This is a genomic window from Bordetella pertussis 18323, assembly GCF_000306945.1.
GTDB lineage: Bacteria > Pseudomonadota > Gammaproteobacteria > Burkholderiales > Burkholderiaceae_B > Bordetella > Bordetella pertussis.
Genome location: NC_018518.1, coordinates 1,652,570 through 1,668,835 on the forward strand (window position 1 = coordinate 1,652,570; position 16,266 = coordinate 1,668,835).

16 protein-coding genes and 1 tRNA gene are annotated in these 16,266 nt (G+C 66.1%); 12 read left to right on the forward strand and 5 right to left on the reverse strand.

Annotation, left to right across the window (positions count from 1 at the left end):
* Window position 1 precedes the first annotated feature (1 nt).
* From BN118_RS07810 to BN118_RS07820, 3 genes are read left to right on the forward strand one after another with little or no spacing between them, the layout of a single operon-like run.
* Window positions 2–988: a Bug family tripartite tricarboxylate transporter substrate binding protein gene (locus BN118_RS07810; RefSeq protein WP_010930968.1), complete on the forward strand. Its 987-nt coding sequence runs from the start codon at window positions 2–4 to the stop codon at window positions 986–988.
* Window positions 989–1,003: 15 nt separating this feature from the next.
* A complete protein-coding gene (locus BN118_RS07815) occupies window positions 1,004–2,440 on the forward strand; it encodes an MmgE/PrpD family protein (RefSeq protein ID WP_010930967.1) in 1,437 nt (478 codons plus the stop codon).
* A 12-nt stretch (window positions 2,441–2,452) separates the two neighbouring features.
* Window positions 2,453–3,244: an alpha/beta fold hydrolase gene (locus BN118_RS07820; RefSeq protein WP_010930966.1), complete on the forward strand. Its 792-nt coding sequence runs from the start codon at window positions 2,453–2,455 to the stop codon at window positions 3,242–3,244.
* 60 nt (window positions 3,245–3,304) lie between these two features.
* On the opposite strand, the gene BN118_RS07825 is transcribed toward BN118_RS07820, so the two are convergent.
* Window positions 3,305–3,380 (reverse strand) — tRNA-Gly (locus tag BN118_RS07825).
* Between the two features lie 182 nt (window positions 3,381–3,562).
* Between BN118_RS07825 and murB the strand changes: the two genes are divergently transcribed.
* Window positions 3,563–4,618 (forward strand): UDP-N-acetylmuramate dehydrogenase, encoded by a 1,056-nt coding sequence (murB, locus tag BN118_RS07830; RefSeq protein ID WP_010930965.1) that lies wholly within the window; start codon window positions 3,563–3,565, stop codon window positions 4,616–4,618.
* 36 nt (window positions 4,619–4,654) lie between these two features.
* Here murB and dapB read toward each other — a convergent pair whose 3' ends face one another.
* Both dapB and BN118_RS07840 read right to left on the reverse strand, forming a co-directional pair.
* Complete coding sequence (gene dapB / locus BN118_RS07835; protein ID WP_010930964.1) at window positions 4,655–5,464, reverse strand: 4-hydroxy-tetrahydrodipicolinate reductase; 810 nt, start codon at window positions 5,462–5,464, stop codon at window positions 4,655–4,657.
* Window positions 5,465–6,013: an outer membrane protein assembly factor BamE gene (locus BN118_RS07840; RefSeq protein WP_010930963.1), complete on the reverse strand. Its 549-nt coding sequence runs from the start codon at window positions 6,011–6,013 to the stop codon at window positions 5,465–5,467.
* Window positions 6,014–6,163: 150 nt separating this feature from the next.
* On the opposite strand from BN118_RS07840, the gene fur reads away from it, so the two are divergent.
* Window positions 6,164–6,583 (forward strand): ferric iron uptake transcriptional regulator, encoded by a 420-nt coding sequence (gene fur / locus BN118_RS07845; protein ID WP_003814098.1) that lies wholly within the window; start codon window positions 6,164–6,166, stop codon window positions 6,581–6,583.
* 74 nt (window positions 6,584–6,657) lie between these two features.
* Here the strand turns inward: fur and recN are convergent, their stop codons facing one another.
* Both recN and BN118_RS07855 read right to left on the reverse strand, forming a co-directional pair.
* Window positions 6,658–8,319, reverse strand: coding sequence for a DNA repair protein RecN (gene recN / locus BN118_RS07850; protein ID WP_010930962.1), 1,662 nt, complete (start codon window positions 8,317–8,319; stop codon window positions 6,658–6,660).
* Window positions 8,320–8,334: 15 nt separating this feature from the next.
* Complete coding sequence (locus tag BN118_RS07855; RefSeq protein ID WP_010930961.1) at window positions 8,335–9,234, reverse strand: NAD kinase; 900 nt, start codon at window positions 9,232–9,234, stop codon at window positions 8,335–8,337.
* Window positions 9,235–9,348: 114 nt separating this feature from the next.
* Here BN118_RS07855 and hrcA point away from each other — a divergent pair, with 114 nt between their 5' ends.
* From hrcA to dnaJ, 7 genes are all read left to right on the forward strand, one after another.
* Window positions 9,349–10,353: a heat-inducible transcriptional repressor HrcA gene (hrcA, locus tag BN118_RS07860; protein ID WP_003814090.1), complete on the forward strand. Its 1,005-nt coding sequence runs from the start codon at window positions 9,349–9,351 to the stop codon at window positions 10,351–10,353.
* A 57-nt stretch (window positions 10,354–10,410) separates the two neighbouring features.
* On the forward strand, window positions 10,411–11,499 hold the full coding sequence (gene hemH / locus BN118_RS07865; RefSeq protein WP_023853055.1) for a ferrochelatase: 1,089 nt from the start codon (window positions 10,411–10,413) through the stop codon (window positions 11,497–11,499).
* A gap of 81 nt (window positions 11,500–11,580) precedes the next feature.
* Window positions 11,581–11,823 (forward strand): hypothetical protein, encoded by a 243-nt coding sequence (locus BN118_RS07870; protein WP_003814085.1) that lies wholly within the window; start codon window positions 11,581–11,583, stop codon window positions 11,821–11,823.
* Between the two features lie 141 nt (window positions 11,824–11,964).
* Window positions 11,965–12,519 (forward strand): nucleotide exchange factor GrpE, encoded by a 555-nt coding sequence (gene grpE / locus BN118_RS07875; RefSeq protein ID WP_003814083.1) that lies wholly within the window; start codon window positions 11,965–11,967, stop codon window positions 12,517–12,519.
* Window positions 12,520–12,526: 7 nt separating this feature from the next.
* Window positions 12,527–12,907 (forward strand): thioredoxin family protein, encoded by a 381-nt coding sequence (locus tag BN118_RS07880; protein WP_010926991.1) that lies wholly within the window; start codon window positions 12,527–12,529, stop codon window positions 12,905–12,907.
* 90 nt (window positions 12,908–12,997) lie between these two features.
* A complete protein-coding gene (gene dnaK / locus BN118_RS07885) occupies window positions 12,998–14,923 on the forward strand; it encodes a molecular chaperone DnaK (RefSeq protein ID WP_003814079.1) in 1,926 nt (641 codons plus the stop codon).
* Between the two features lie 100 nt (window positions 14,924–15,023).
* Window positions 15,024–16,145 carry a molecular chaperone DnaJ gene (gene dnaJ / locus BN118_RS07890; protein WP_014905700.1) on the forward strand — a complete coding sequence of 374 codons (1,122 nt, stop codon included), beginning with the start codon at window positions 15,024–15,026 and terminating at the stop codon, window positions 16,143–16,145.
* Window positions 16,146–16,266 lie beyond the last annotated feature (121 nt).

Genomic DNA, 16,266 nt, shown 5'->3' on the forward strand with positions numbered 1-16,266 from the left:
TGTGAAAAGTAAAAACAGAAAGCTCTTTCTCAGCGGCGCAATTGGCCTGACGGCACTGCTGTCCTTTGGCCGGTCACAGGCCGCGGATGATTATCCGACGAAGCCGATCCGTATCGTTGTCAGCTATGCGCCAGGCGGAGGCACCGATGTCGCGGCCCGGATTTTCGCGACTCAGCTGAGTTCCAGGATCGGGCAGAGCGTCATTGTCGAGAATCGTCCGGGGGCCACAGGAAGAATCGGCACCACGTCCGTGGCCCAGGCGGCACCGGATGGCTACACGCTGTTGTTCGGCACTGCGGCCGAGCTGACCATCGCTTCGGTGACGGCAAAGTCCTTGCCGTATCGGCCAGCGGAGGACTTCGTTCCGATTTCCCTGGTGGGCTGGCTGCCCAACATGCTGGTGGCGTCCGCGAAGTTTCCACCGAATTCCGTGAAGGAATTGATTGCCTACGCCAAGGCACGTCCTGGTGCGGTCAACTACGGTTCGGGCGGAAACTACTCGCAGCCGCACCTGATCGGGCTGCGGTTCAATATTGCCGCCGGTATCGACACCGTCCACGTGCCCTACAAGGGCAGCGGCCCGATGATCACGGATCTTGCCGAGAACCAGATTCAGTATTCGTTCTCGTCCCCCCAGCCCATGGTCGATCTCATCGGCGCCGGGAAGCTCAAGGCTCTGGCGGTGCTTTCGGACAAACGCCTCGACTCGATGCCCGACCTGCCGACGATGAGCGAAAGCGGTCTGCCGGGTTTCGTGGACAGTAACTGGCTTGCGCTGATGGCGCCGCGCGGTACGCCGCCAGCCGTCGTGGAAAAACTTCATCGCGCTTCCGTCGAATCGCTGCAGGCGCCAGCGCTGCTGGAAAGCTGGAAGCGGCTGTACATCGTGCCGTTTGGCAGCTCGCCGCAACAGCTCGCCCAGTTCATCGCCAGCGAAACCGAGAAGTATCGCGATCTGGCACGCAAGATCAACCTGCAGCCCGAATAGGCAAACATCTTGGACATGCAAGATACGGCCCCTGGGCAGGACCTGCGGATCGGCGAGGCGCTGGCCGACTGGATTGCCCGCCGGGCGCATCCGATCGGCCTGGGTACTTTGGCCCGGGCCAGGTGGGCCGTGGTCGATCTGCTGGGCTGCGCCATCGCGGGGCGCCGGGATGCCTCGGTCACCGCGTTGACGCGCTGCGCAAAATATTTGGGAACGGGGGATATCAGCGCGCTGGGAACGGCGTACTGTTATCCGGCGCCGGTTGCCGCGCTCATCGGCGGCACCAGCGCCCACGTGCTGGACTACGACGATACCGGGGCGACCTCGATCGCGCATGTAAGCGCCGTCGCGGTACCTGCCATTCTGGCGCTGGCCGAGCAGGAGCACCGCTCGCTCGATACCGTGCTGGAGGCGTTCGTCGTGGGTTTCGAGGTGACAACGCGGGTCGGCCGCATGCTCAATCCAGAGCATTACGCAGCCGGGTGGTACGCGACGGCGACGGCGGGGCTGCTCGGGGCGACAGCGGCGTGCGCGCGCCTCCTGAAACTGGACGCACGGCAGACTTTGGCCGCGCTCAGCATCGCCACCAACCTGGCGGGCGGGTCGCGGCGGCAAATCGGCTCGACCATGAAGGCGACTCAAGCGGGCATCGCCGCAAAGAACGCCGTACTTGCCGTACGCCTGGCGCAAGCGGGCATCGAAGGCAGCCAGGAACCCTTCCTCGGAGAGGGCGGATGGCTGTCGCTCATGGCCGCGCGCCATGGGCCGGGAGCGGGCGCGGCGGCGCTCGAGGGGCTGGGCTCGGATTATGCGCTGGACGCGCCCGAGCTCATCCAGAAGTTTTTCCCGTGCTGTGCCTCCGCCCACAAAACGCTTGATGCGATTGCCCAATTGATGGCCAGCGGCGAGCTCGACGCGCGCAATGTCGATCGTATCGATACCTGGCTGACGCCCGTGCAACGGCGGAATCTGCGCTTCGATCAACCCGTCGGCGCGATGCAGGCTCGCTTCAGCCTTCCCTATTGCGCGGCCAGGCTGCTGCATGGCGGCTCGCTCAGGTTGGGAGACTTCACGCCGCAGCGGGTCGCCGACCCGCAGCTTGCCGGCATCATGGCGCGGGTCTGTCTCCACGTCCAGGATGTCCCGCAAGGGCAGGCTATATCATCGGGAACGGAGATGACCGCTGCGCTTCGTACCCGCGTGACCTTGTGCGATGGCACCATACTGGAACGCGTAGTGGGTGCTCCCAAGGGCAGTGCGGACAATCCGATGACGCAGGCCGAACGTGTCGCCAAGTTCGTCGACTGTTGCGGGTACGCCGGGTTGGCCGTCGATGGCGGGAATGTCCTGGCACGCATCGACGTGATGTTCGACAGCAATGTCATCGCGCCGATGCTGCTTCGGTATCTGTCGGGCCTCCTGGCCGACGCCGGTTCATCTCATCTCGATTAGGCGGAATCAATCATGCCTCACATGCAGCTTGGCGACGTTCAGATTCACTATGACGTCGTCGGGGACGGCCCCCCGCTGGTCATGACGACGGGCCTGGGCACCGGGCCGCAATCTCGTCAGGAAATGATCGCGCAGCTTGCGCGCGAGTATTCCGTCGTGACATACCACCAGCGCGGGACCGGGAAAAGCAGTCCGGGACCGCAAGGCCAGGCGATCGAGGCGCTGGCCGACGACATCGTCGCTTTGATGGACCACCTCAAGTTCGAGCGTGTCCGTCTGATCGGGCTGTCGACCGGAACCGGAAAGGTCACGGTAGTCGCCGCCCGCCATCCAGGCCGCGTGGAGAAGCTGGTGCTGGCGGCGCCCTGGACGCATGGCGACGATCTGCTCGATCTGATCCAGCACGTTCGGATGGCAGCGGCGGACGGCATGCCTGCCGAGTTGTACGCCCAGTTCAATGCGGTGCTGTTGTATCCGCCGCGCTATCGCCGCGAGCATGCGTCACGGTTCGCCGCCGCGGCGGCCGACGCCGCCGGGATAAAAACGGATGCGGCAGGTTTGCGGGCGCGCCTGGAAGCCATCCTGCGATTCGACGCGCGCCCCTTGTATCCGCTCATCTCGAGCTCGACGCTGGTGATGGCCGCCAGGGACGATCTCGTGATGCCCGCGTGGTTTGCGCAGTCTGCCGCGGCATCGATAAGCGATGCGCGCCTCATCGTGCTCGGCGAAGGAGGGCATATGTTCCCGGAAACCCGCACCGAGGAATTCCTTTCGCTGGTGCTGCCCTTTTTGCGGCGGGCTTGAGCCAGGACGCTCATGCAAAAACAAAAAGGCCCAAACCGAAGTTTGGGCCTTTTTTGAATCTGGAGCGGGAAACGAGTCTCGAACTCGCGACCTCAACCTTGGCAAGGTTGCGCTCTACCAACTGAGCTATTCCCGCGAAATACTGCCTGGTTCTCGCCGATGCCTAGGCAAATGTCATGTTGCTGCCATCTGCCGCTCTCATCGCGAGCCGCGCATTCTACATGAGTTCTTCGAGTTTGTCGCGCCTGGTGAAAGCGCTACTCAAATTCTTGTGTAAGATGAGCGAAGACAAAAACTATAGCATAACCAACCGTGTCCATGTCAACTGTTCCTGCCCGTATCGAGCCCGTCGCGCCCCTGGCGCCCCAGGCGCAGGATTTGCGTTGTTTCAACACCCTGGGCCTGGCGTCCCACGCACCGGCCTTTGTCGCGCTGACCGAGCCCTCGCAGCTGCCGGCGCTGTCGGCGCTGGCGCCGCGCTTTCGCCAGCTGGTGGTGCTGGGCGGCGGCAGCAACGTGGTGTTGCCCGCCAGCATCGACGGCCTGGTGGCGCAGGTGCGCCTGCCTGGCGTGCGCCTGGTGGGGCAGTGCGCCGACGCCTGGGTCGTCGAAGCCGCGGCGGGCGAGAATTGGCACGGTTTCGTCACGGCCTGCGTCGACAATGGCTGGGACGGGCTGGAGAACCTGGCCCTGATCCCGGGCACGGTCGGGGCCGCACCGGTGCAGAACATCGGCGCCTACGGCGTCGAGCTGGCCGATCGCTTCCACAGCCTTACGGCCTGGGACGTCAAGGGCGGGCGCTGGGTGGAGATGGGCGCCGCCGAATGCCGCTTTGCCTATCGCGACAGTTTCTTCAAGCACCAGGAGCCGGGCGCCTGGGTGATCGGCTCGGTGCGATTCGCGCTGCCGCGGCCCTGGCAGCCGGTGCTGGACTATCCCGACCTGCAGCGGCATGCCGCGCTGGACGGCGCCGCGCCGACCGCCCGCGCCGTGTATGACGCGGTGTGTGCGATCCGGCGCGCCAAGCTGCCCGATCCCGCCGTGGTGGGCAATGCCGGCAGCTTTTTCAAGAATCCCTTGGTGGACGCGGGCACGCGGCAGGCGCTGCTTGGCCGTTTCCCCGGCCTGGTTTCGTATCCGCAGCCCGATGGCCGCTACAAGCTGGCCGCCGGCTGGCTGATCGATCAATGCGGGTGGAAGGGGCGCCAGCTGGGCGCCGCGGGCGTGCACGATCGGCAGGCGCTGGTGCTGGTCAATCGAGGCGGCGCGCAGGCGCGCGACATCATGGCGCTGGCGGCCGCCATCCAGGGCGACGTCGAGCGGCGCTATGGAGTGAGGCTCGAGCCCGAGCCGGTCGTGGTGCCGGCCCGCTGAAGGCGGGCGCGGCATGGCGCCGCGCCGCCGCCTGGCTTACAGGCCCAGTACGGCCTGCATGTCGTACAGGCCGTTGTCCTGGCGCGCCAGGAAGCGCGCCGCGCGCACGGCGCCCTGCGCGTACGTGGCGCGGCTGCTGGAACGGTGCGAGATCTCGATGCGTTCGCCCGTGCCGCAGAAGAACACCGTGTGATCGCCGACGATGTCGCCGCCGCGCACCACCGAGAAACCGATGGTGCCGGGCTTGCGCACCCCGGTGTCGCCGTGGCGGGTCCACGTGGCGACGTCGGGCAGGGCGACGTCCCAGGCCGAAGCCACCGTCTCGCCCATGATCAGGGCCGTGCCCGAGGGCGCGTCGACCTTGTTGCGGTGGTGCGCCTCGAAGATCTCGACGTCGTACCCCGAGTTGAGGATGCGCGCGGCCATGTCCAGCAGCTTGAGGGTGGCATTGACGCCCACGCTCATGTTGGGGGCGAAGACGATGGCGATCTTCTGGGCGGCGACCTTGATTTCGGCGCGGCCGCTGCTGTCGAAGCCGGTGGTGCCGATCACCATCTTCACGTCATGCCTGAGGCAGGCCTGCAGGTGCTGCAGCGTGCCTTCGGGCCGGGTGAAGTCGATCAGGCAGTCGGCCTGCGCCAGGGCGTCGAGCTGGTCGGTGATGGTGACGCCGCAGGGGCGCCCCAACGCGGCGCCCGCGTCCTGGCCGATCGAGGGCGAGCCGGCGCGGTCCAGCGCTACGGCCAGTTCGACGCCCTCGGTGTCGAGGACGGCTTCGATCAGCATCTGGCCCATGCGGCCGCTGGCGCCCGCGATGGCGATGCGCTGGGGGGTGGCTTGCGTCATTTACTTGAGCGGTTCGAAGGTTTGGCCCGGCTCGCCCGGGTAGTCGAGGGTGGGGTTGTCCGGCGTCGTGACATCGACATGGGGCCGGACTTTTTCAGCCTTGTCGATGCCTTCCTGGCGCTTCTCGGCCGTATCCACCTGGGCGTCGGCTTTTTCTTCCTGCTTGGCGTTCACTTTCTCGATCTGGAACGGCTGGAGGTCGGGCTGTTCATCCCCGCTCCAGCGTACCAGGTGGTCGTTCTCGAACCACACGGTGAACTGGCGTTCCTGCGCCTTGCCGTAGCCGGGCTTGAAGTAGTAGGGGTAATCCCAGCGATCGGCGTGCAGCACGCTGGTCAGCGTGGGGCTGCCCAGGGCGAAGCGCACCTGTTCGCGCGACATGCCTTGCTGCAGCAGGGCGACCTGCTCTTTGGTGATCCAGTTGCCTTGCTGGACGCCGGCCTTGTAGGGGAATCCCCATTTGCCGGACGAGCAGGCGGTCAGGGCGGAGGCTGCCAGGACAGCCACCGCGAGCCCCTTCAGAGGCCGCAGGGAAATACGTGCGATCATGGACACTAGCGCCCCTATTATTGGAAACGGATAAAACCGTTATCATAAAGGTTTCATAACGATAGTTCCGTGGGGCAGCGGGTGATGGCTACGCTGGCTTGCGTCGACCATCGACCCCCCATGCCACCGCGGATGGAGAGCGATTACACCATGAGCGACCAAAGCGAACTGAAAAACATGGGCCTGAAGGCGACGTTTCCCCGCCTGAAGATCCTTGACATTTTTCGTAAATCCGACCTCCGCCACCTCAGCGCGGAAGATGTCTATCGCGCGCTGATCGCCGAGAATGTGGAAATCGGGCTGGCGACGGTATATCGCGTGCTGACGCAGTTCGAGCAGGCGGGCATCCTCACGCGTAGCCAGTTCGATACCGGCAAGGCGGTGTTCGAGCTGAATGATGGCGATCACCACGATCACCTCATCTGCACCAATTGCGGTACGGTATTCGAGTTTTCGGATCCCGATATTGAGAAGCGTCAATACAAGGTGGCGAAGGACAACGGCTTTGTGCTCGAAAGCCATGCCATGGTGTTGTACGGCATTTGCGGAAACTGTCAGAAGGGCCGCTGATCCTCCGGCTCTACCAACCCTGCCTCCAGGCGCAAGCCTGGAGGTTTTTTTTTGCGGTTTGGTAGCAGGCGCGCTCAGGCCGCCGGCGCGGTATGGCCGCCCAGCATTTCGCGTGCGTGGTCGCGGGTGGTGGCCGTGATCTTGATGCCGCCCAGCATGCGCGCGACTTCCTCGACCCGCGCCTCGGCATCCAGCTCGGCGATGCGCGAGCGCGTGGAACCGCCGCTTTCGACCTTGCTGACGCGATACTGCGCATGGGCGCAGGCCGCCACTTGCGGCAGGTGCGTCACGCACAGCACCTGGTGGCGCTGGCCCAGTTCGCGCAGCAGCTTGCCGACCGCTTCCGCCACCGCGCCGCCCACGCCGCTGTCGACCTCGTCGAAGATCAGGGTGGGCACGCGCGCGGCGCGGCTGGCGATCACCGACAGCGCCAGCGAAATACGCGACAGTTCGCCCCCCGAGGCCACCTTGGCCAATGGCCGCGGCGTGCTGCCCGCGTGGCCCGCGACCAGGAACTCCACCTGCTCGCTGCCATGCGCCGACGGCGCGCCGCCGGTCAGGGCCGCCTCGAAACGCCCGCCCTGCATGGACAGGGTCTGCATGGCCTGGGTGACCTGCTTGCCGAGATCCTTGGCGATCTTGCGCCGCGCGGCCGACAGGCGCGCCGCCGCGGCTTCGTATCGGGCCTGCGCCGCCTCGGCCTGCGCGCGTAGCGCCTGCACGTCGCTGGCGGCCTGCATTTCGGCCAGCTTGCCGTGCAGGGAGTCGCGCAGCGCGGGCAGGTCGTGCGGTTCGCACTTGAACTTGCGGGCGGTCTCGAACACGGCGCTCAGCCGGGCTTCGACATCGGCCAGGCGCTGCGGGTCCAGTTCGACCCGGCTGACGTAGTTGTTCAGGTCGGAGACGGCTTCGGTGATCGCGATGCGGGCCGATTCGAGTTCGTCGCCGATGCCTTGCAGGGCGGGGTCGTGGCGCAGCATCTGCTGCAATTGGTGGGCGGCGCCATTGAGGCGGTGCTGGGCCGAGTCGTGCTCGCCGTCCAGCGCCTCGAGGATGCGCGAGGCCCCGTCCAGCAGCGACTGGGCGTGCGACAGCCGGGTGTGCTCGGTTTGCAGCGCATCCCATTCGTCCGGACCCAGCCCCAGGCGGTCCAGTTCGTCCGACTGCCATTGCAGGCGGTCGCGTTCGGCGGCCAGCGCCTCGGCGTCCTGCTCGGCGGTATCGAGCTGGCGGGCCAGCGCGCGCCATTGCTTCCAGGCCTGCGCCACCGTCTGGCGCAGTTCGGCGTGCCCGCCGTGGGCGTCGAGCAGGTCGCGCTGGGCCTCGGGGCGCATCAGGCTTTGGTGGGCGTGCTGGCCGTGGATGTCGACCAGTCCGTCGCCGAGCTCGCGCAATTGGGCGATCGTGGCCGGCATGCCGTTGATGTAGGCGCGGCTGCGGCCCTGGCTGTCGATGACGCGGCGCAGCGCCAGTTCGTCGCCGCTGTCGAGTTCGCGTTCGGCCAGCCAGTCGCGCAGGGCGGGCGGGGCGTCGAAGACGGCGGTGATATCGGCGCGCGCCGCGCCTTCGCGCAGCATCGAGGCGTCGCCGCGCTCGCCCAGCGTCAGGGCCAGCGCATCGATCAGGATCGACTTGCCGGCGCCGGTTTCGCCGGAAAAGACGGTAAAGCCGTCGCCGAAGTGGAGCTCGGTCTGTTCGACGATGACGAAATCGCGGATATGGAGGGTTCGCAACATGGCGGACGCGACGGGCTACTCAAGGTTGTCGGTGGCCTGCGGCATCAGGTTCCAGTGCAACTTGCGGCGCAGGGTGGAGAAGAAGCTGTAGCCTTCGGGGTGCACGAAGCGGATGATATGCGGGGCGCGCTGCACCGTGATGCGGTCGCCCGGCTGCAGGTCGGACCAGGTCTGCATGTCGAAATGCACGCTGGCGCCGATTTCCACCCGCCCCATGGCCGTCAGCGTCATGTTGAGCACGCCGCTGTCGGGAATGACGATCGGGCGGTTGGAGAGGGTCTGGGGCGCGACCGGCACCAGCACCATGGCATTCATGCCGGGATGCAGGATGGGGCCGTTGGCCGACAGCGAGTAGGCGGTGGAGCCGGTGGGCGTGGCGATGATCAGGCCGTCGGCGCGCTGCGTGTACATGAAGGCGCCGTCGAGTTCGACCCGCACTTCGATCATGCCGCCGCGGCCGGCGCGGTTGAGCACCACGTCGTTGACGGCCGAGGCCGAGTACATCTGCTGCTCGCCGCGCCAGACGCCGCCTTGCAGCAGCATGCGGTCCTCGGCCTGGTAGTTGCCTTCCAGCACGCGGCCCAGCGCGTCGTGGGCATCCTGCAGCGGAATGTCGGTGATGAAGCCCAGCCGCCCGTGGTTGATGCCGATCAGCGGCACGCCGTACGGCGCGAGGTGGCGCGCCGCGCCCAGCACGGTGCCGTCGCCGCCCATCACGACCGCCAGCGTGGCGGTGCGGCCGATTTCATCCCAGTCGGCCACGGGATAGCCGCTGACGCCGGCGTTGCGCGCCGTCTCGGCCTCGACCAGCACGCGGCGGCCGGCCTGCGTCAGCATTTGCGCCAGCGCGGTCAGCGGTGCGTCCAGGCCGGTGTCCTGGTATCTGCCGATCAGGGCGACAATGGGAAAGTACATGGCGAGCCGCGTAAAGTGTGTTTTGAGATGCCGATTTTGCGATTATATGGGGCCGCATATTGCCGTGCTGGACAAAAAACGCCCCTTTGTTGAAAGTTTCCCTAAAATACGCTCATGGATGACCGCGCACGCGCATTGCTCAAGGCGTTGATCGAACGCTACATCGCCGACGGGCAACCGGTCGGCTCACGCACGCTTTCCAAAGTGTTCGATCTGTCGCCGGCCACGATACGCAATGTCATGGCCGACCTGGAAGAGCTGGGGCTGATCCACAGCCCCCACACCTCGGCTGGAAGGGTGCCCACGCCGCGCGGGTATCGCATGTTCGTCGATTCGCTGCTGGCGGTGCGCGCCTACCAGTTCGAGCCCGCCCATATCGGCGAGCTGCTGCCCGTGTCCGAGCCCAGCCGGGCGGTCAACGCGGCGGCGGCGCTGCTGTCCAACCTCACCCAGTTCGCCGGCGTGGTGCTCACGCCCAAGCGGACCCAGATTTTCCGCCAGATCGAGTTCATCCGCCTGTCCGACAAGCGGGTGCTGCTGATCATCGTGACCCCCGAGGGCGATGTGCAGAACCGCATCCTGTCGGCGCAGCGCGACTACACCGAAGCCGAGCTGCTGGAGGCGGGCAATTTCTTCAACGTGCACTTCTCCGGCAAGTCGTTCGATGCCGTGCGCCGCACGCTGTCGACCGAACTGGCGCAACTGCGCGACGATATCTCGCGCCTGATGCAGGCGGCGGTCGAGGCCGGCGCCGAGGCGGCCGACGACGGCGAGGCGGTGGTGATCTCCGGCGAGCGCAAGCTGCTGGACGTGACCGACATCGCTTCCGACATGGACCGGCTGCGCAAGATGTTCTCGTTGTTCGAAAAGAAAACCGATCTGCTGCAGTTGCTGGACGTCTCCAGCCGCGCGCAAGGGGTGCAGATCTACATCGGCGGCGATTCGCAGCTGGTGCCGATGGAAGAAGTGTCGGTCATCACGGCGCCGTATGGCGTGGATGGCAAGGTCATCGGCACGCTGGGGGTCATCGGCCCTACCCGGATGGCGTACGAGCGGGTCATCCCCATTGTCGACATCACTGCGCGCTTGCTGTCCAACGCCTTGAGCCACAACCAATAATCCCATTTCGGGCCGGATACCGCCTGCGCGCGGGGCGGCGCCTTGAGAGGTGTCTTCGTGTTTCTTCGCCTGTTCAAGTACCTTTGGCCCGAACGCTATCTGCCCGAAACCCCCGCGCAGGACCCTTTCGACGAAAACCCGCCGCCATGCGGACCGGGGCGCGTCGGCGTGCTGCTGGTCAACCTGGGCACCCCCGATGAGCCCACGCGCGGCGCGATACGGCGGTACCTGGGCGAATTCCTGTCCGACCCGCGCGTGATCGAGATTCCGCGCTATCTGTGGATGCCCATCCTGCACGGGCTGGTATTGACCATGCGGCCCAAGAAGCTGGCGCCGCGCTATGCCGGCATCTGGATGGAGGAGGGCTCGCCCCTGCTGGTCTACAGCCAGAGGCAGGCCGCAGGGGTGCGCCAGGGCCTGGCCGCGCGCGGAGTGCATGCCGAGGTGGAGCTGGCCATGCGCTATGGCAAGCCGTCGATCCCGGCGGCGATCACGGCCTTGCGCGAGCGCGGCTGCGATCACATCCTGGCCGTGCCGCTGTACCCGCAATACGCGGCCAGCACCACGGCCACGGTGGTCGATGCCGTGACGCGCCACGCGGGGCGCCTGCGCGACCAGCCGGCGCTGCGCTTCGTCAAGCGCTTCCACAACGACCCGGCCTACGTCGAGGCGCAGGCCGGACGCATCGCCGAATTCTGGCAGGCCCACGGCCGGCCCCAGAAGCTGGTCATGAGCTTTCATGGGCTGCCGCGCTATTCGATCGAACTGGGCGACCCCTACTACCGCGATTGCCTCGATACCGCGCGCCTGCTGCGCGAGCGCCTGGGCCTGCGCGAGGACGAGGTCGAGGTGACATTCCAGAGCCGGTTCGGCTCGGCGCGCTGGCTCGAACCCTATACCGAGCCCACCCTGGCGGAACTGGCCCGGCAGGGCGTGACCGAGGTCGACGTGGTGTGTCCGGGGTTCGTGGCCGACTGCCTGGAAACGCTCGAGGAAATCAGCCAGGAATGCCGCGACGCCTTCGTGGCGGCCGGCGGCAGGCAGTTCCGCTACATCCCGGCGCTGAATGACTGCCCGCCCTGGATCGAAGGCCTGACCGACCTGGTCGAACGCCAGTTGCGGGGCTGGCCGACCGGCAATCCCTGAACGCGTACACTGTGGTTGAAGCGGCGGGCGCGAGCGCGCCGGTCCATTCCGCGAATGTGCAGCATTTTCAGGGAGACGGCCATGAATCCTCCTCGCAAGCCCACCATCGGCACCTCGGGTCCGCCCGGGCATGCCAACCTGGAAGAAGACCAGCTCGAGCGCGAACTCGACGAGGCGCTGCTGGAGACCTTCCCCGCCAGCGACCCGATCGCCATCACGTCCGAGGACGAGCGGGACGAGCCCGACGACAAGGTCGACGAGGCGCTGGAGGACACCTTCCCCGCCAGCGACCCGCCCGCGCCGGCCCAGCCCGGGAAAAAATAGGGCCGCAACATCCGGGCGGCGACGCGCCGTCCGGCGGCGTCATGGGAGCCGGGCTTTTTTTCCTGGAAAACCGGACTTGAAATGGGGGCATTCGCCCCCATCGTTGGCGCTTGAAGCCAATTTATATTCTGGAGGACTCCCATGACGGCACCCCAAGAGCCGGTCGATTCGACCCCTGAAAGCGGCGAAAACGCCGCGACGCCCGGTCTCGAGGACGATTTGTCGGCCGAGCTGGCGGCCCTGCGCGCCGAGCTCGAGGCAGCCCAGGCCACCGTCAAGGCTCAGCAGGAGCAGGTGCTGCGCGCCGCGGCCGAAGCCGAGAATGTGCGCCGCCGCGCCCAGGAAGACGTCGCCAAGGCCCGCAAGTTCGGCATCGAATCGTTCGCCGAGAGCCTGGTTCCGGTCAAGGACAGCCTCGAGGCCGCCCTGGCCCAGCCCGACCAGGCGGCGCAGGCCTGGCGCGAAGGCGTGGAAGTCACGCTCAAGCAGCTGACCGCCGCCTTCGAGCGCAATCTGCTCAAGGAAATCGCGCCGGCCCAGGGCGACAAGTTCGACCCGCACCTGCACCAGGCGATTTCCTCGGTGCCGGCCGACCAGCCCGCCAATACCGTGCTGCAACTGCTGCAGAAGGGCTACGTCATCGCCGACCGCACGCTGCGTCCGGCGCTGGTCGTGGTGTCCGCCGGCCAGGGCTGAAGCAGGCATGGCCGCCGCCCCATTCGATCCCGCCGAGGTCTTCCAGGTCTTCGGCATGCGCCGCGTCGACAGCGCCAGCTTCGACGAGCAAGTGGTGCGCGCGCCGGGCGACGACCTGCGCTGCGTGTTCCTGTGGGGCCAGGATTGTTACAACTGTGGCATTTTCAAGCAGACCGCCTTGCTCCAGCGGCAGGCGCTCCTGGCGCTGGAGCTGAGCTGGTTCGAGGCCGACGTCTACGCCGACGAGGCGCTGGGGCGGCGGTTCTCGCTGCATGGCGTGCCGACTTTCGTGCTGTACCGCAGTGGCAAGCGGCTGGGCCGGGTGACCGGCTGGCCCGGATTGCCCCAGTTCAGCGCCGCGATGCAGCGGTTGCGGGACGGGACTTGAAAAACCCTGTGGCCAACTCCAGTTACTGGGGGACTGAGTTTCAAACCCTGATTCCTACCGTATTCAATTCATAGCAAGGTATTTCCCACCATGAGCAAAATCATTGGCATCGACCTGGGTACGACCAACAGCTGCGTGGCTGTCCTGGACGGCGGTCAGGTCAAGATCATCGAGAACGCCGAAGGCGCCCGTACCACCCCCTCCATCGTCGCCTACATGGACGATGGCGAGACGCTGGTCGGCGCGCCGGCCAAGCGCCAGGCGGTCACCAACCCCAAGAACACCCTGTACGCGGTCAAGCGCCTGATCGGCCGCAAGTTCGACGAGAAGGCGGTCCAGAAGGACATCGACCTGATGCCGTACTCGATCGTCAAGGCCGACAACGGCGACGCGTGGGTCGAAGTGCGCGGCAAGAAGCTGGCGCCGCCCCAGGTGTCGGCCGAAGTGCTGCGCAAGATGAAGAAGACCGCCGAGGACTACCTGGGCGAGGAAGTCACCGAGGCCGTGATCACGGTGCCGGCGTACTTCAACGACAGCCAGCGCCAGGCCACCAAGGACGCCGGCCGCATCGCCGGCCTGGAAGTCAAGCGCATCATCAACGAGCCGACCGCGGCCGCGCTGGCCTTCGGCCTGGACAAGACCGAGAAGGGCGATCGCAAGATCGTCGTCTATGACCTGGGCGGCGGTACGTTCGACGTCTCGATCATCGAGATCGCCGACGTGGACGGCGAAATGCAGTTCGAGGTGCTGTCGACCAACGGCGATACCTTCCTGGGCGGCGAGGATTTCGACCAGCGCATCATCGACTACATCATCTCCGAGTTCAAGAAGGAACAGGGCGTCGACCTGTCCAAGGACGTGCTGGCCCTGCAGCGCCTGAAAGAGGCCGCCGAAAAGGCCAAGATCGAGCTGTCGTCGAGCCAGCAGACCGAGATCAACCTGCCGTACATCACGGCCGATGCCTCCGGTCCCAAGCACCTGAACCTCAAGATCACGCGCGCCAAGCTGGAAGCGCTGGTCGAGGAGCTGATCGAGCGCACCATCGAGCCGTGCCGCGTGGCCATCAAGGATGCCGGCGTCAAGGTTTCCGACATCGACGACGTGATCCTGGTCGGCGGCATGACCCGCATGCCCAAGGTGCAGGACAAGGTCAAGGAATTCTTCGGCCGCGAGCCGCGCAAGGACGTCAACCCCGATGAGGCGGTTGCCGCCGGCGCCGCGATCCAGGGTTCCGTGCTGTCGGGCGAGCGCAAGGACGTGCTGCTGCTGGACGTGACCCCGCTGTCGCTGGGCATCGAGACCCTGGGCGGCGTGATGACCAAGATGATCCAGAAGAACACCACGATCCCGACGCGCTACTCGCAGACGTTCTCGACCGCCGACGACAACCAGCCGGCGGTGACGATCAAGGTGTTCCAGGGCGAGCGCGAAATCGCGGCCGGCAACAAGGGCCTGGGCGAGTTCAACCTGGAAGGCATCCCGCCGGCGCCGCGCGGCCTGCCGCAGATCGAGGTCACGTTCGACATCGACGCCAACGGCATTCTGCACGTCTCGGCCAAGGACAAGGGCACCGGCAAGGAAAACAAGATCACCATCAAGGCCAACTCGGGTCTGTCGGAAGACGAGATCCAGCGCATGGTCAAGGATGCCGAGGCCAACGCCGAGGAAGATCACCGGCTGGCCGAGCTGGCGCAGGCCCGCAACCAGGCCGACGCGCTGGTGCATGCCACCCGCAAGTCGCTCACGGAGTACGGCGAGAAGCTGGAAGCCGCCGAGAAGGAGTCGATCGAGGCTGCCATCAAGGACCTCGAGGACATCCTCAAGACGGGTGACAAGGCCGAGATCGACGCCAAGGTGGAAGCCTTGTCGACGGCCTCGCAGAAGCTGGGCGAAAAGATGTACGCCGACATGCAGGCGCAGCAGCAGGCCCAGCAGCAGCAGGCGGCCGACAACGCCAAGCCGGTGGACGACAATGTGGTCGACGCCGACTTCAAGGAAGTCAAGCGCGACCAGTAATGGCCGAACGATGACGTGCGATACGCCCGGTAGCTGATTCCAGCTACCGGGCGCGCGCGTTGATGATTCAGAACATGGCCCGGCGACGGGCCCTCCCACCATGGCAAAACGCGATTACTACGAAGTACTGGGTGTGGCGAAGAATGCCAGCGACGAAGACCTGCAGAAGGCCTATCGCAAGCTGGCCATGAAGTACCACCCGGACCGCAACCCGGACAGCAAGGAAGCCGAGGAAAAGTTCAAGGAAGCCAAGGAGGCCTACGAGGTCCTGGGTGACGAGCAGAAGCGCGCCGCCTACGACCGCTATGGCCATGCCGGGGTCGACCCGAACGCCGCCGGCATGGGCGGCGGCATGGGCGGCGGCTTCGCCGATGCTTTCGGCGATATCTTTGGCGAGATCTTCGGCGCGGGTCGGCGCGGGGGCGGCGGGCCGCAGGTATATCGCGGCGCCGACCTGAAGTACGCGCTGGAAATCACGCTGGAGCAGGCCGCCAGCGGTTTTGACACCGAGATCCGCGTTCCCAGCTGGGAAAACTGCGATACCTGCCACGGCAGCGGCGCCAAGGCCGGCACCTCGCCCAAGACTTGCCGGACTTGCGGCGGTTCGGGCGCGGTGCGCATGCAGCAGGGCTTTTTCAGCGTCCAGCAGACCTGCCCGACCTGCCACGGCACCGGCAAGGAAATCACCGACCCCTGCCCGTCGTGCGACGGCGTGGGCCGTACGCGTCGCAACAAGACGCTGCAGGTCAAGATCCCGGCCGGCATCGACGACGGCATGCGCATCCGCTCCAGCGGCAACGGCGAGCCCGGCATCAACGGCGGCCCGCCGGGCGACCTGTATGTCGAGATCCATATCAAGCAGCACAAGATCTTCCAGCGCGATGGCGACGATCTGCACTGCGAGCTGACCATCCCGTTCACCACGGCGGCGCTGGGCGGCGAGCTGCAGGTGCCGACCCTGGGCGGCAAGGCCGAGATCTCGATTCCGGAAGGCACGCAGTCGGGCAAGACCTTCCGCCTGCGCGCCAAGGGCATCCGCGGGGTGCGCGGCAGTTATCCGGGCGACCTCTACTGCCACGTGGTGGTCGAGACGCCGGTGCGCCTGAGCGACGAGCAGAAGGCCATCCTGCGCCAGTTCGAGGCTTCGCTCAACGACGGCGGCGACCGCCATTCGCCGCAGAGCAAGTCCTGGACCGACCGCGTCAAGGAGTTCTTCAGCTGACGCATGCGGCGCCTGTCCCGCTGGGGGCGGTACCGTCCTGGCAGTCAGCCGTTCATGGCGTAGAGCAGTGTGCCTGTCCCAGCGGGGACAGGCACACTCTGTCGCGGATGTCAGTTTCCAT